This is a genomic window from Rothia sp. CCM 9419 (assembly GCF_048512815.1).
Lineage (GTDB): Bacteria > Actinomycetota > Actinomycetes > Actinomycetales > Micrococcaceae > Rothia.
Genome location: NZ_JBLXXY010000001.1, coordinates 354611 through 369241, shown reverse-complemented (window position 1 = coordinate 369241; position 14631 = coordinate 354611). Strand labels below are relative to the sequence as shown.

Below are 14631 nucleotides of genomic sequence, written 5' to 3'. Positions count from 1 at the left end.
AATAGTGATTCTAGTGAGGACGGCGACGACCCCAACGGGTCAGGGTCGCAAATAATCCGCGGGAGTCTGATGCGGAGTTATTCTGCGTTTCTGAAGAAATCTCAGCTGCAGTAGGAAGCGCTGGGAGAACCTCCATCTGAGAATTGTCTATTTCAGCAGATTCTGCGATTTTTTCTGGTTCTTGTTGCTTCTGAACTACAGGTTGTTCTTCTGGGGTTTCTTCTAACGTATTAGAAGAGGAATCCTCCGTGGAGAAATCTTGTGTTTCGTCGTGGTCTGATTCGTTGGGCGTCTCAGACTCGGGCTCTAACGGACGTGGCACAAAAGGCATCAACGGAGTAAAACTAATAGCGCTATGAGATTCTGATGTGTGTACCCGTTGTCGGGGGTCTCCAGGTTCACCGAATTCAAAAATATCAGGTGTGCACTCTTCATCGGGTGTTTGCTGTTCGTGTGATACGTCAGAGGACGCTAAATCTTGTTCTATTCTCTCAACGGGAGCCTTTTCACCAGCTGAGGCTACTGGTTCAGGGTCAGATTGTTGATCTGTATGCTCACTATTATTTGTAGCTGTTTGCGCCAGTTCAACAGTGTTTGAGACCTCATCGGTTTGCTCTTTGTCTGTTGTTTTATTCCAAGGGGTCAGAATGTTCAGTGTTTGGGTGTGGCATTGGTTGAGGCTGCTAATCCATTCCAGAACATTTTCGAGAGGTTCTGGGGTGAGAGAGTAAAAACGTTTCTGCCCTACTGCTTGGGTATCAACGAGTCCAGCATTTCTTAGAACTTTGAGGTGTTTAGAGACCGTAGGTTGACTCACGCCTAGCTCGTCTACCAGATCCCCAACTGGGCGTTTGCCTGCGGCAAGAACTCGTAGGATCTGACGACGGGTAGGGTCTGCAATTACAGCAAAAACGTCATCAATCATACATACATCATGACATATATACCTGTGGGCGAATGTATCGACACTAAGAGAGTAGTAATTCTCAGCAGGATTCAGCATATTTTGAGCTTAAAACCATGTATTCCACCCTATAAATATAGGCTTTGACCAGTGTTATTAGCATATTTCTACTCGCGTTTTCGCCCTTCGAGGTTCTCAAGCTCAGCAAGAAAAGCACCTACTGATTTGCAGGTTCTTAGCCTATATCACAAGGATAATCCTCCTGTGAGAAAACATTGCGACTAAGCTACATATAGTCCCTTCATCCGAAGAAAGAGAGCGGCGTTGCGAGAACCAACACCTGCACACCCTAAAGAGACAGAGGGTGCACATACTTTATCGGCGATGCTCATTCGTTTCCGTGACCTCGTTGATGCCCTCATCGGCACCTCTCCTTCTCGCGTAGCAATTCTTGCCTTCGCGTTAGTTATCGCATTTTTTAGTGCGATGCTTGCATTGCCTATTTCTTCTCAAGACGGTCATGGGGTGGCTATCCACCACGCAATTTTTACCGCCACATCTGCGGTGACAGTCACGGGACTCACCACAGTATCCACCGCTGATCAATGGTCTTTTTTCGGTCAGTTAATGATTCTTCTAGCCTTCCAAATTGGCGGTCTAGGAACATTAACTATGACCTCTCTACTCGCCATGGCCGTCGGCAAAAAACTTGGTTTGCGTTCTAAACTGATTGCCCAAGAAGCAATGAATATCGGAAAGCTCGGAGAACTCGGCTCCGTATTACGCACCGTAGCCGTGACCTCAATTTCTATTGAGGCAACTATCGCGCTCATTCTTTTACCACGTTTTATTCTGCTCGGAGAGTCCGTTAAGAACAGTATCTGGCATAGTATTTTTTATTCTGTCTCAGCGTTCAACAATGCCGGTTTTACCGCACATTCTCAAGGTCTTGTCCCGTATTCTCACGATTTATGGATTCTCATTCCCATTTGCATAGGGGTTTTTATTGGCTCTCTAGGGTTCCCCGTTATTTTGATTATGCAACAGAATCCTCTAGCTTTTAGCCGATGGAACCTCACCACCAAGTTGACCATCATTGGTACCGTCGCATTATTTTTTATCGGCGCTTTATTGTGGGGCTTCTTCGAATGGTCTAACGATAAGACCATCGGTGAGATGTCTCTAGGCGGGAAGATTATCAACGCTGTATTTGCTTCAGTTATGACACGTTCTGGCGGGTTTAACCTCGTAGAGATGAGCGACACGAACCCGATTACATTGCTCATTAGTGATGCGTTGATGTTTATTGGTGGAGGCCCCGCTTCTACCGCTGGTGGCATCAAAATTACAACAATTACCGTGGTAATTCTGGCAGTTCTTGCAGAGGCTCGAGGTGACCAATTTGTCATTGCCTTCAACCGCACTATTCCTGATTCGGTGCTTCGTATCGCCATTTCTGTGATTATGATGAGCTTCATTATTGTTTTCTTAGGCACCTCCATTATTGTGTTTCTTACGGATGAGCCTCTCGATATGGTAATTTTTGAAGTAATTTCTGCGTATGCAACCTGCGGGCTCTCTGTCGGGCTTTCAGCAAGGCTTCCTCCCGCTGGTATCTATGTGCTCTCTGTCCTGATGTTTATTGGGCGCATAGGTATTATTACTGTGGCAACCGGCTTAGCTTTGCGCTCTCGCCGTCGACTCTATAAATATCCAGAAGAAAGACCGATCATTGGCTAAACGCACCGTTCATAATGCACCCGTATTAGTAATTGGGTTAGGGCGTTTTGGTGCCTCTACCGCCGCCCAGCTACGACGTCAGAATAAAGAAGTTTTGGCGGTAGAAAAAGATGCCGTCAAAGTTCAAAAATGGGCGGGTCTGCTCACTCACGTCGTTGAAGCTGACGCTACAGATATTGACGCTCTGCGACAGCTTGGAGCTGGGGACTTTACGTCAGCTGTTGTTGGGGTGGGTACCTCTGTTGAAGCGTCTGTGTTGATTACCGCTAATCTTGTTGATTTAGGGATTGAACGTATCTGGGCTAAGGCTATTACCCCTGCACACGGAAAGATTCTCTCTCGTATCGGTGCCCACAATGTAGTGTTTCCCGAGGCTGACGCGGGTCGACGTGCAGCGCACCTCGTATCTGGTCGTCTTTTGGATTACATCGAATTTGATGACGATTTCGCGATTGTTAAAATGTATCCGCCGAAGGAGACTCAAGGATTTACCTTGGCAGAATCTGATGTACGTGGAAAATATGGTGTCACGATTGTTGGAGTGAAGTCCCCGGGTGAAGATTTCACGTATGCAACGCCCGACACAAAAGTGACGTCCAGAGATCTCCTGATTGTTTCGGGGCAAGTAGATCTTATTGAGCGCTTTGCAGCGCGCCCTTAACTCGCAAAAATAGCATTTTTTACGCTCTTACTAGGAGTTTTATTTAAATGTTCTATAGCTAAAAGACATTTTATTTAGCAATCGTCACATTTTTGCGGGTTGAGGTTGGCATATTTAAGGAAACATGCTTATGATAGTGTCACCTCTAAAGGTGCGAGTGATTACTGGACGGATTGCGAACCCGTTCAAAACAGCTTGCGCATTTAGCAATAAGGTGGTCCCCCCTAAACCACCAGCTAAATGAGCGTGCTGATAATACTAATATCTCTAAGATATTAGTGTTCTGGAAAACGCCGGCTGATTCCCTACAGCCGGCGTTTTTCTGTTAAGTTTTTCAGCTCACCACATTTTCTGATATCCGGCGCAACGACACCAACGCCATCATCAGAATAAAGTGAAGCAACCTGTTCAAGATATCTTTCGTCATGAACGATTACAGAAAAAGCACAAAAGAAAGAGGTATTGCAAATATCTAGTACGCTATAGCTAGGTGCTTTACCCCTCCCACCCATGAGCGAAGTCGTAACTGGAATAATTCTTGCTATCGGCGGTACGTGGCGCTGATAGATATTACGTTCAGACAATCCACGATTTAGAGGTCATCATGAGGAACCTATACAACGCTATCTGTCGTTTCGATACACAACGCGTCAGAATATTGAGCCTATCTATCATTCTTTCCTTCAACGGACTATTCCTTTTGATACCATCCGTTAAAACAGGCCTACCCATCATTGCAGTCATCTCCGGACTCATGATGGGCACAGGTCTAGGCCTGTGCTATCTAGCTGCCCAATGGGACAAGAAAACAACAACCAATATAGTTTTGAGTGTATTCATAGCCAGCTCATCGACCGCAGTCATCTCGCTATTATTCCTTGCAACGCAAGGGAATCTATAAAGGCTGGTTCAAAAAGCCCTCTCGATACCCAAATATATAACTGTTGCAAATCATCGACTCGTCAAAAGGTCAAAGCACTCATGTTGGTGTTCTTGTTAGCGCACACTTAGCTTCATCTAGCTATTCTGCTAACGTGTCAACGTTCTTCTTAAGACCGAAAAGATTCACAACGCCCTCAAAACAACTTGTTATCAACAGGTAATACGCGTTTTCTTTGACCGCACAACGTTGTTTGACTCTTCTACGAATAATCACGAGTCATCTGAGCAGATTTCTGAGCACAAGCACGCATCGCCTGCTCAGTCATTTCTTCCAGCCCATTCTGACAAAAACTCTCAATAGCCTGCTCCGTCGTACCGCCGGGGCTCGTTACCGCACGGCGTAAAGCCACAGGATTCCCTTGTGCGCCCAGAAGTTCACCAGCACCACGAGCAGTCTGCACCGCTAGCTGTTCAGCTAGCTCAGCATCAAGACCTAACTTGATGCCAGCTTTCATCATCATCTCGGCTAATAAGAAAAAATAAGCGGGGCCAGAACCAGATACAGCCGTCACCGCGTCCATCTGATCCTCAGCGACCTCAAAAACTTTCCCTACAGTACCTAGAATCTTCAGAGCAAGCTCACGTTGCGATTCAGAGACAGAAGCACCACAAGAGACCGCAAGCACCCCACAGCCCACTTGAGATGGCGTATTAGGCATACAACGAATCACCGGCTGCCCAGCAGGCAACACATCAGATAACGCTTCTAAAGACACCCCCGCAGCCACAGAAATCACCAAAGTATCAGGCTCTAAAGCAGGAGCAATCTCACGCGCCATATCTAATATCGCATACGGTTTCACACCAAGAACGACTACCTGAGCTCCGGTAACAGCCCGAAGATTAGCCTGAGGATCTTCAGCAACCGAAAAAACTTTAATCCCCTCAGAACCCTCTATTCCCCATGCTGACGAAAGACGCTGTGCACTGTGTTGCGAATATACGGTTGCTCGTACAGATGAAGAATCATAACCAGCGGCAATCAGCCCAGAAGCTATAGCACCATTCATCGACCCTGTTCCACAAAAAGTGACTATTGCACTCATCAGGTACTCCTTTAGGTAGTGTCAAAGACTCTCACGCCACGATGATTTATGACGTAACTACCACACAGCTTAGCCGAGCAAAGCCACAAGAACAGTGCCCTCACACCGATATTTCATGATAAGACGCACCCAAGAACCGTTCACAAGCCTCAAACATTCACTCAAGACCCAAATGGCGACGAGCAAATTGCAGCGTCTCATACAACCACTCATCGCGTTCAACAGCTCCGCGAGCGCCACGAGTAGATACTTCTGCGCACACCACACCGTTCCACTGCTGTTGAGCTAAATACTCGAGAGTTTGCGCTACCGGTTGAGTGCCATATCCAGGGCGTAGATGTTCGTCAAGAACTTTTGTGCCGCTACCATCGGTCAAATGCACGTGCCCTAGACGATTTCCAATCTTTTTGACGTACTCTAAAGAATCAACCCCAGCAGCTGCAGCATGCGAAAAATCCCATGTCATCCACTGATAGTCAAACTCTGTTGGATCCCACCCTGGGGAATACATCTGCACAGATGCACCACCGGCACTCCACGGATACATATTTTCTACAGCAATTTTCACGTTCTCTTGCTCAGATATTTCACGAACACCGTGAACAAAATTTTTAGCGTACAGACGCTGCCACCGAAATGGAGGGTGGGCAACGATGACATCAGCTCCAACGGCTTTCGTCATTTTTGCGGCCATCTGCATTTTGTTCCAAGCACGCCCCCACACTTGTTGAGTCAACAACAAGGTGGGAGCATGAATAGCAGATATCGGAATCTGATATTTCTGAATAAGATCACGAAGATCATCTGGCTCTTGAGAGATAGCATTTCCGGTCACCATCACCTCAATGCTGTCATACCCCAAATCTGCGGCAGTAGAAAACGTTTCAGGCACCCCCAGCGGGAAAAGACAGGACGTAGACAATGCGATACCTATATGAGGGGCTTTGTTATCTGCCATCGTAGGTGATCCTTTGCATCAGAGGGGCTTACAAAGATGCTCCTTGGCTAGGACTCAGAAGTTTTCTTCGTCGTGCTAGCTTTCTTTGTGGTGCTCTTCTTCGCTGTAGTTTTCTTTGTGGTGCTCTTCTTCGTAGCGGTCTTTTTTGTCGTAGAACGCTTACGCTGTACGGGCCCCTTGGCACGTTTTTGAGCTAATAGCTCAACCGCGCGCTCATGAGTGATGGACTCAATCGTATCCCCGCGAGGAACAGTAATGTTTGTTACCCCGTCAGTGATATAAGGACCAAAACGACCATCTTTAATCACAATTTTCTTCTCAGAAACAGGGTCAACACCCAGCTCCGCCAAAGGAGGCTTCGCCGCCGCACGACCACGCTGTTTAGGTTGCGAATAAATCTCTAACGCCTGCTCAAGAGTAATCGTAAAAATTTCTTCCTCAGAGCCAATAGAACGAGAGTCGCTCCCCTTCTTCAGATACGGGCCAAAACGACCGTTCTGCACCGTGATATCTTCGCCCTCAGCATCCTGCCCAAGCAGGCGAGGAAGACTCATCAGCTGCAAAGCCTGCTCTAAAGTCACTGTTGCCAAAGACATTGAAGAGAACAAAGAGGCTGTACGAGGCTTCTCTGGTTTTGGTTTCTTCTTAGGCTTCGGGCGACCATTCTTATAATATTCCACCGGCTGAGCATCCATCCACGCCTGAATTTCTTCCTCAGACATCTGAGGAATCAACTCGGTAACGTACGGACCAAAACGACCGTCACGAGCAACGATGGTACGCCCCGTCTCGGGGTCTACACCCAGTTCACGACCGTCAGATTTGCCCTGTTCGAGGAGCTCTTTAACTTTTTCAGCCGTAAGCTCATCTGGGGCAAGATCTCGCGGAATATTTGCACGAATAGGGTCTGAAAGTTCACCGGTTTCTTCGTTAACGGTTGGCTCAGTCTCGAGATACGGCCCATAGCGTCCCACGCGAACGTTAACGCCATCAGAAACTTCAATAGAGTTAATGGCACGGGCGTCAATATCACCAAGGTTATCGACAATAGGTTTCAACCCGCGTTTATCGCCACCACCAAAATAGAACTGTTCAAGCCATGTAGCGCGCTGTTGCTCACCACGAGAAATACCGTCGAGGTCTTCTTCCATCTGAGCGGTGAACTCATAGTCTACGTACTTACTAAAGTGTTCTTCTAGTAGACGCACCACGCTAAAAGCTGTCCACGAAGGAACCAAAGAACCGCTACGGTTCTCCACATAGCCACGGTCAATAATTGTTGAGATAACAGCCGCATAGGTTGAAGGACGGCCAATACCCAATTCGTCCATAGCCTTGACAAGAGAAGCCTCCGTATAACGAGGAGGAGCAGAAGTATCGTGGCTAAGAGCTGTAACATCTTGAGCTGTTAGCGCATCTCCTTCAGCCAATTGAGGTAGACGCTTATCTTCTTTAGCTGAGGCAGTATCTTCAGCGTTACGTGAAGCGTCTTTACCTTCTTCATACGCAGCGAGGAAGCCACGGAAGGTAATGACTGTACCGGAGGCACCGAATTCCACGTCATGTCCGTCACGAGAAGTAGCAGAAATACGAACTGAAGCAGTAGAGCCCTTAGCGTCAGCCATTTGAGAAGCCACTGTACGCTTCCAGATGAGCTCATATAAGCGGAACTCGTCTTGACTTAGTGAGCCTTGAACTTCTGCCGGTGTGCGGAAAGAATCACCGGCAGGACGAATCGCTTCGTGAGCTTCCTGCGCATTCTTTGATTTAGACGCGTATACACGTGGCTGTGAAGGAACATATTCAGAGCCATAGAGTTCTGTCGCTTGAGCACGAGCAGCAGAAATAGCCTGTGTTGAAAGAGCAACAGAGTCGGTACGCATGTAGGTGATATAACCGTTTTCGTAAAGACGCTGAGCAACCTGCATCGTCGAACGAGAAGAAAAACGCAGTTTACGGGCTGCTTCTTGTTGCAAGGTTGAGGTGGTAAAAGGTGCAGCAGGACGACGTGTATACGGTTTAGTCTCTAAACTTCGAATGCTAAAAGCGGAGCCGTCAAGTTGCTCGGCAAGAGAACGGGCTTTCTGCTCATCAAGGTGTGCCACTTTCGTTGCTGCCGCAGGTTTTAATGAGCCGTCGTCGTTGAAGTCTTTACCGGTGGCAACGCGAGCGCCGTCGACTGAAACCAGTTTTGCGGAGAAAGTTTCTTCAGCTGAGGTACAGAATGTTCCGTTGAGGTCCCAGTAGTTAGCAGAACAGAACGCCATACGTTCGCGCTCGCGTTCGACGACGAGTCGAGTTGCTACGGATTGAACACGTCCAGCGGATAGCCCTGGTGAGACTTTGCGCCAGAGCACTGGTGAAATTTCGTAACCGTAGAGACGGTCGAGTACTCGTCGTGTTTCTTGAGCGTCTACAAGGTTATTGTCGATGTCACGAATTTCGTCAAATGCGCGGTTAACGGCTTCTTTGGTGATTTCGGGGAAGGTTAAACGGTAGACAGGAACAGTGGGTTTAAGAACTTGTAGTAGGTGCCATGCGATAGCTTCTCCTTCGCGGTCACCATCGGTTGCGAGGTAGAGCGCGTCAGAATCTCGAAGTTTGTTTTTGAGTTCAGCAACTTTCTTCTTTTTATCAGCGTTGATGACGTAGTACGGTTCAAAATGATCTTCGAGGTCTACAGCGAACTTACCCACTGAAGTTTTTTTGAGTTTTTCAGGAAGTTCAGATGGTTGAGGGAGGTCTCGGATATGCCCCATGGAGGATTCCACCTCATAGGCGCTTCCCAAGTAACCGCTAATGGTCTTCACCTTAGAGGGTGATTCTACAATGAGCAGGGATTTACCATGTTCTGCTGTATTTTGAGCCTTGGTTGGCACTTTGCTCCTTGACCTGTGTGTTGTAAGTTCTTGAGATAATGTTCGATGTCAATGATGACTCAGCATAACAATAGCGCAGATTATCTGTCATTGTTCAGAGCCGGCACCTTTTCAGAAGTTTTTGAAGCAGTTATCGATTCATCTCATCTAGCGGTACGATGTTCATTTGTCGCCCCGAGATTTCTTCAGGAATGACTTCAACCCAGTTCATAATACGTGGGTCTGCTAGGAATGATTGTGCTTTGTGTTCGGCTGTAAGGTTAATGTCGTGAGGGTACCATTGTGCGGTGCCATGAATGATGACTGATTTCACGATATCTTGGTGTACTTCCCCTACTTCAAAGGCAACTTGTCTGCTGACCACGATAGATGAGAAGGTCTCTTCTGCACGCGCCTGAAAAAAGATGTGTCCCCGTTCGACCACGTATTTTACGGTGAAGATGTCAATACGGTGCCCTACTTGTAGGGAGAGCCGACCGATATTGTGAGAGTTGATGAGCTTCCAGCACATCTCTTCTTCAAGAGTGGTCAGAAGTTGTGGAGGGTTCGTTTGTTCTGCCATGTCGCCAATCTAATCTGCTGAGGTGAACCGGAGGAATCCTTTTTCAATCAGTTCACGAATATGCTGGATAAGTTTTTCTCGTGGGGTGTCATCTTCCCACTCTAGTAGCACGGCGAGCGCGCCGAGTATTTGTTGGACGCTCAGTTCTCCATCGCAGGCAGAGACGAAGCCAGCGAGTTCGGTTGATTCGAGGATTGTTCGACGGAGCCCTGCTCCTTCACGTAGCAAAATCACTCCTGGGTGTTCTGCTCCGGGTCGGGCGTGTCTTTCTTCTGTAACGTCTTGTGCAACTTCTACATGAGCGTGTAGGAGTTCTTCTGAGGTGAGTTGGTTTAACTGGTCGTAGAGTTCTATTGCTTCAGTGATGAAGGGGGCAAGAGGTTGTTGTATAGGGTAGGTGATTTCTTCGTAGCGTTGTAATGGTTGGTGCATTGGGGTGGAGGGTGCTGGTTTTCGAAGCCATAACATACCAAGCCCAATGGCTGTGACTTGTCGTTGCGCGAAGTCAAGGAGGTAGTTCTTGTAGGCTTGTTCATAGTGTTGCAGGTCGCGTTGTTCGCTGGCGTCTTTGAGCCAAGTCTCTGCGTATTGTTCTGGGCTGAGGGTTTCTCGTTGGATGCACCATACATCAAGTTCGTTGTTGACCCATTGGCGTACTCTGCTATCCCATTGTTGAGAGTCTTCCCAAATTTCCCAGTTAGCGAGCATTTGAGCTCGCCCATTCGGGGCGAGGATTGCGGGGAGCTCATTCAACAGGGTTTGGACGAGTTGGTCTCCGGCAAGACCACCGTCACGGTAGGTGAATTGGTCTTCTGGTTTTTCTTCTGCTGTGCGCGGCGTAATAACAAAAGGCGGGTTAGAGACCACGAGGTCGAATTTTTGCCCTTGTACGGGTTCGGTGAGTGAGCCTTTGTAGAGGCTGACTCTGTTGTGCAGGTTATGTCGGTCAACATTGAGTTCTTTAGCGTTGAGCAGGATGTTGAAGCGGGTGAAGGCTAAGGCTCGTTCGGAGATGTCAGTAGCTGTGACGTGTTCTGTGTGAGAGAGCAGATGGAAGGTTTGGATACCGCATCCGGTACCAAGGTCTAGGGCACGTTTGATGGGGGTGCGTTCGGTGATTTGAGCCAGCGTTAAAGAGGCTTGCCCGATACCTAGGACGTGGTCTTTACGCAGGGCGCCGGAACGCTGATATGCTCGCACGTCGGAGCTGACCCAAAGTTCGGTACCGTCATCTGCGCCGTGCGGTCTGAGGTCGAAAAGAGCGCGGTATTGTTGGGGCGTTGATTCTTCAATGAGGTTGAGAGTTTTCAGCAGGGGTAGGACGTTCTCCCCTAGTGCTTGGTTGAGTTCTGTTTCGGTGCATTGGCGTCCTAGCATAAAGAACCCAATAAGGTATGCCAGGGCTTGTTCTTCTGCGGTGGATTGTTGGTCGCGAAGAATGTGTTCAATACGAATTTTTCCGGGAACGATTTGTTCACGCGTTATGGCTTCTGTTGCGGCTAGGCCTAGAAGTTCTGTGATTGCGTCGTTGTAGTAGCGTGTTTGGTCTAGTCTTTGAGCCAAGGATTCTAGTGCGTTGAGGTCATGGCTGTGGGGTGCGTTCGTTGTTTGGGAAAAATTTTCGGTCATCACGTTCATCATTCTGGCATATCTTAAGGTTCGGTGTGTTTTGTGTGTCTGTGGTTAGGTGGTTTCGTGAAGGAAAGAACAAAAAGTTTTATTTTTTAAGGTTGTCTCTTTACTGCAAAATGGATATATCACTTTTCGACTAGGAGATATATCATCATTAATTTTTTAATATCTTTGTTCTATAACTTTAATACCTTATGAGACACGGAAGACGTAAAGAATTATTAACAAAACACCTAGTCAGAAAAATATTAAGAAATTTTTTTCAATATTAGTATTCTGACACTAAAGAATAGTTGTGGTTTAACGTACACTATCGGTATGGCAGATGCACAGAATGTAGAAAATATCAAGAAATCTATTGCAGACTGGCAGGCAAAGCTCGACGCTGGCACAGGTTTCTCTCCAGAAGTCGTTAAAGAGATTATCGCTAAGCTGCAAGAAGATCTTCGTAAGGCTGAAGAAGCCTAAACACCTTGGACGGCACGTGTGCCATCAAGAACAGAAGTCCCAGTAGGACCTACTCACACAGGTGATAGCTCCCTACTGGGACTTTCTTATATCGCTAGTTCTTAGCGTTCTCACACGTCACCGTGTAGATAACGTCGCCGCCGGGGTAGCGTTTATTCCCGTTACACCCGCCCACACATACATTCGATAATCAGAAGAATCTACATCACCAGGCCCATACACTTCGAGACGAACACCCGTTGGGGTCAAGGCTTTAGAAGGAATAAACCGTGAAGCAAGAACATCAAACCCCTCGTCTATGGTGTTCTGCTCTGCCCCGTTGATAAGAACCGTAGCATACATCGAGCTAGGAACAATCACACCAGTAAGACCGAGAGCAGAAACCTCAGCAATACTACGTACGATATAGCCGGCAGTATATGTAAGCCCTGTATCCTCAGCGTCAGGCATTATCACACCAACACGTTGCGATTTCTCTAAAGAGCTACGTTTTTCCACCCCAAGATGGTCGTTTAGCTGCTGCCAAAGCTGCCGAGTATTAGTCTCAGGCGTTAACGGAACATTGATTCCAGCAACAAGAAAAGTGTTGTATTCAATGAGCGACGGATCTGTCATATTTCTATCCTTAGTTCTCTGCCTCAAACGCCTACCATAACCAAAAGGTGTTCAAAGCCAAAGAATTTCTAGGCTAAGAACACCTTAAGGAATCTATATTCTCCGTGAATTATGCGTCTACTAGAGCTGTTTTTCCTAGGGCTTTCGCAGAACAATCCGCGCATAAGAGAACAAGATCGCGTTTACCTTCAACATCGAGGTTTTCAAAGGTGTTAGAAGGTGCACCACAATGTTCACATTCTCCGATGGTGACAGTATCTGGCGAAAATTCAACGTGCATACGCTTATCGAAAATATACATGGACCCTTCCCATAGACCAGAGTCTCCGTATTTTTCTCCATAGCGGACGATGCCACCATCAATCTGGTAAATCTCTTTAAACCCACGGTTTTTCATGAGGGCTGAAAGAATCTCACAACGAATACCACCAGTGCAGTAGGTGACTACTGGTTTATCTTTGAGGTCATCGTATTTACCAGATTCAATTTCACGGATAAAGTCGTGCGTTGTTCGTACGTCAGGAACAACCGCATTTTTAAATTTACCGATTTTAGCTTCGAAAGCGTTGCGTCCGTCAAAGAACACTACTTCGTCTCCGCGCTCTTCAACCAGCTGATTGACTTCTTCAGGTTTAAGATGAACGCCTCCACCGACAACGCCGTTCTCGTCAACGACGAGTTCGTCAGGCGCGCCGAAAGCAACAATTTCGTCTCGAGCTTTAACCGATAGACGAGGGAAATCAGAAGCAGACCCATCAGACCATTTAAGTTCGAGCTTGCCAAAGCCGGGGTATTGGCGGGTTGTTTTTCCGTACTGTTTGAGAGCGTTAATATCGCCACCGAGAGTACCGTTAATACCGTGCTTAGAGATGAGAATACGACCAGTAAGACCAAGTTTCTCGCAAAGTGCACGTTGCCATAGCATCACGGCAGTAGGGTCACCCACTGGTGCGAAGCAGTAATATAAAATAATTCGTTCTTGAGCCACATCTTCATTTTAGACACTCACAGGGCTGGGGTGTTGTAACTGAACGAACAAAAAGTATGAGCAATTTATAGGTTTTTCGACACCTCTGGCGAACCTGCACGACTAGTCGCTTCTACCTCATGAAGCCACGAGAATGCTCCATTTACTGGCACTCGCACCCGAATATCAACTGAACCGGGTTGGTGCTCAACGATCACGCAATGGACCCATGTCGCACCCTGCGCCTGTCCTACACGTTCTGCAATATTGCATGGTTCCCCAGCCCGTAAACCTCGCAAAGTATCTGCAGCGGCAAGGGCTGAAAGGTCTGCTGCACGCATTGCACGGTATTTACTGTGATAGATAGAGGCGACACCTGCAACACCAGCAAACATGATGAGCAAAACACAGATGATGCCCACCGCAAGAACCGTCCCTGAACCTCTATCAGAGCGTTCTTTGGCGAGATCTCGTTCTGCCTCATATAGGCAATCATCTCGTTGGGTCATCATGATGACCCAACACTTTTTTCTGCTGTTCCTTGCACTCTCGATTCGAGCGTCCACCCTGTTATTTCACCGAATATGCCAGGGGCTGGACGACTCACATACACCGTGTAGTTATTTCCCTGTTGTTCTATCCGAACTGAAGCATCAGGGGCATTCTGTTGAGCGACCCGAAGAATATCATCACGGTCTTGCCCTCGTACGACAGCCCGCAAAGCAACACGTGCACAATCTTCTAACTGCATTTGACTTACACCAAACGAGGAAGCCCCTAAAACAAATGCGAGGACAAAAATGACAGCAGGTAGCGCTACTGCAAATTCAGCGGTTATAGCACCTTCATCTGTTTGATGAGTTTTCACGGGGCTTCCTCGTTCTCTTGCGAATAGATATTCACGGTATCTGGTGTTGTGTTTATCAAAGTGACGTCGGCTCGTAGACAAGTATTTTTCTTGTCTACGAAGCCACTTGTTTTGTCTTAAGACATTCCGGTAGATAATGCGCTCTGAACAATACCTAAGAGTAGATTTCGCACTTCATCAGATTTCAAAATGGCAACGAGCAAACCGGCGAAACCCACCGCAGCTAACATGACAATGCCATATTCTGCGGTAGTGGCCCCTGCCTCACCATCGTGAAGAAGGTCTACAGAGTCCGTTACTTTTCGCTCTCTTGTCTGCATGGTGGATGATGGATGTCGTTCAGAGGTAGGGGTAGAGTTCGGTTCTGGTGTAAACATAGTGTTCTCCTT

At 47.4% G+C, this 14631-nt stretch carries 16 protein-coding genes; 4 read left to right on the top strand and 12 right to left on the bottom strand.

All coding sequences use genetic code 11. The features are described from left to right. Positions 1-10 precede the first annotated feature (10 nt). Entirely contained in the window at positions 11-925 is a 915-nt protein-coding gene (locus ACN08W_RS01805; protein WP_419108639.1) for an ArsR/SmtB family transcription factor, read from the bottom strand. Between the two features lie 363 nt (positions 926-1288). On the opposite strand from ACN08W_RS01805, the gene ACN08W_RS01800 reads away from it, so the two are divergent. Both ACN08W_RS01800 and ACN08W_RS01795 read left to right on the top strand, forming a co-directional pair. Next, a complete protein-coding gene (locus ACN08W_RS01800; protein WP_419102828.1) occupies positions 1289-2644 on the top strand; it encodes a TrkH family potassium uptake protein in 1356 nt (451 codons plus the stop codon). Continuing rightward, positions 2637-3305 carry a potassium channel family protein gene (locus ACN08W_RS01795; RefSeq protein WP_419102637.1) on the top strand — a complete coding sequence of 223 codons (669 nt, stop codon included), beginning with the start codon at positions 2637-2639 and terminating at the stop codon, positions 3303-3305. Before ACN08W_RS01800 ends, ACN08W_RS01795 begins: the two co-directional genes overlap by 8 nt. A gap of 305 nt (positions 3306-3610) precedes the next feature. On the opposite strand, the gene ACN08W_RS01790 is transcribed toward ACN08W_RS01795, so the two are convergent. Continuing rightward, complete coding sequence (locus ACN08W_RS01790) at positions 3611-3889, bottom strand: hypothetical protein (RefSeq protein WP_419108638.1); 279 nt, start codon at positions 3887-3889, stop codon at positions 3611-3613. A gap of 20 nt (positions 3890-3909) precedes the next feature. Between ACN08W_RS01790 and ACN08W_RS01785 the strand changes: the two genes are divergently transcribed. Further along, positions 3910-4206, top strand: a complete 297-nt coding sequence (locus tag ACN08W_RS01785) for a hypothetical protein (protein ID WP_419100961.1) — start codon at positions 3910-3912, stop codon at positions 4204-4206. 241 nt (positions 4207-4447) lie between these two features. Here the strand turns inward: ACN08W_RS01785 and proC are convergent, their stop codons facing one another. The 5 genes from proC to ACN08W_RS01760 all read right to left on the bottom strand — a co-directional run bounded on the left by proC (position 4448) and on the right by ACN08W_RS01760 (position 11321). After that, positions 4448-5293: a pyrroline-5-carboxylate reductase gene (proC, locus tag ACN08W_RS01780; protein WP_419106590.1), complete on the bottom strand. Its 846-nt coding sequence runs from the start codon at positions 5291-5293 to the stop codon at positions 4448-4450. Positions 5294-5450: 157 nt separating this feature from the next. Continuing rightward, positions 5451-6251, bottom strand: a complete 801-nt coding sequence (locus ACN08W_RS01775; RefSeq protein WP_419102641.1) for a sugar phosphate isomerase/epimerase family protein — start codon at positions 6249-6251, stop codon at positions 5451-5453. A 47-nt stretch (positions 6252-6298) separates the two neighbouring features. Beyond that, positions 6299-9130: a type I DNA topoisomerase gene (topA, locus tag ACN08W_RS01770; RefSeq protein ID WP_419108637.1), complete on the bottom strand. Its 2832-nt coding sequence runs from the start codon at positions 9128-9130 to the stop codon at positions 6299-6301. A 130-nt stretch (positions 9131-9260) separates the two neighbouring features. Next, positions 9261-9692 carry a pyridoxamine 5'-phosphate oxidase family protein gene (locus ACN08W_RS01765; RefSeq protein WP_419108636.1) on the bottom strand — a complete coding sequence of 144 codons (432 nt, stop codon included), beginning with the start codon at positions 9690-9692 and terminating at the stop codon, positions 9261-9263. 9 nt (positions 9693-9701) lie between these two features. Continuing rightward, a complete protein-coding gene (locus ACN08W_RS01760; protein ID WP_419108635.1) occupies positions 9702-11321 on the bottom strand; it encodes a DUF7059 domain-containing protein in 1620 nt (539 codons plus the stop codon). 321 nt (positions 11322-11642) lie between these two features. Between ACN08W_RS01760 and ACN08W_RS01755 the strand changes: the two genes are divergently transcribed. Further along, complete coding sequence (locus ACN08W_RS01755; protein WP_419102645.1) at positions 11643-11792, top strand: hypothetical protein; 150 nt, start codon at positions 11643-11645, stop codon at positions 11790-11792. A gap of 117 nt (positions 11793-11909) precedes the next feature. Here the strand turns inward: ACN08W_RS01755 and ACN08W_RS01750 are convergent, their stop codons facing one another. The 5 genes from ACN08W_RS01750 to ACN08W_RS01730 all read right to left on the bottom strand — a co-directional run bounded on the left by ACN08W_RS01750 (position 11910) and on the right by ACN08W_RS01730 (position 14619). Beyond that, positions 11910-12407 carry a GyrI-like domain-containing protein gene (locus ACN08W_RS01750; protein ID WP_419108634.1) on the bottom strand — a complete coding sequence of 166 codons (498 nt, stop codon included), beginning with the start codon at positions 12405-12407 and terminating at the stop codon, positions 11910-11912. A gap of 109 nt (positions 12408-12516) precedes the next feature. Further along, the gene (locus tag ACN08W_RS01745; protein ID WP_419102647.1) at positions 12517-13395 is read right to left on the bottom strand and encodes a rhodanese-related sulfurtransferase; all 879 of its coding nucleotides are present in this window, start codon (positions 13393-13395) and stop codon (positions 12517-12519) included. 65 nt (positions 13396-13460) lie between these two features. Further along, the gene (locus ACN08W_RS01740; protein ID WP_419102648.1) at positions 13461-13886 is read right to left on the bottom strand and encodes an Rv3654c family TadE-like protein; all 426 of its coding nucleotides are present in this window, start codon (positions 13884-13886) and stop codon (positions 13461-13463) included. Beyond that, positions 13883-14242, bottom strand: coding sequence for a TadE/TadG family type IV pilus assembly protein (locus ACN08W_RS01735; protein ID WP_419102649.1), 360 nt, complete (start codon positions 14240-14242; stop codon positions 13883-13885). Before ACN08W_RS01735 ends, ACN08W_RS01740 begins: the two co-directional genes overlap by 4 nt. A 116-nt stretch (positions 14243-14358) precedes the next feature. Next, positions 14359-14619 carry a DUF4244 domain-containing protein gene (locus ACN08W_RS01730; protein WP_419102650.1) on the bottom strand — a complete coding sequence of 87 codons (261 nt, stop codon included), beginning with the start codon at positions 14617-14619 and terminating at the stop codon, positions 14359-14361. Between the last annotated feature and the right edge of the window lie 12 nt (positions 14620-14631).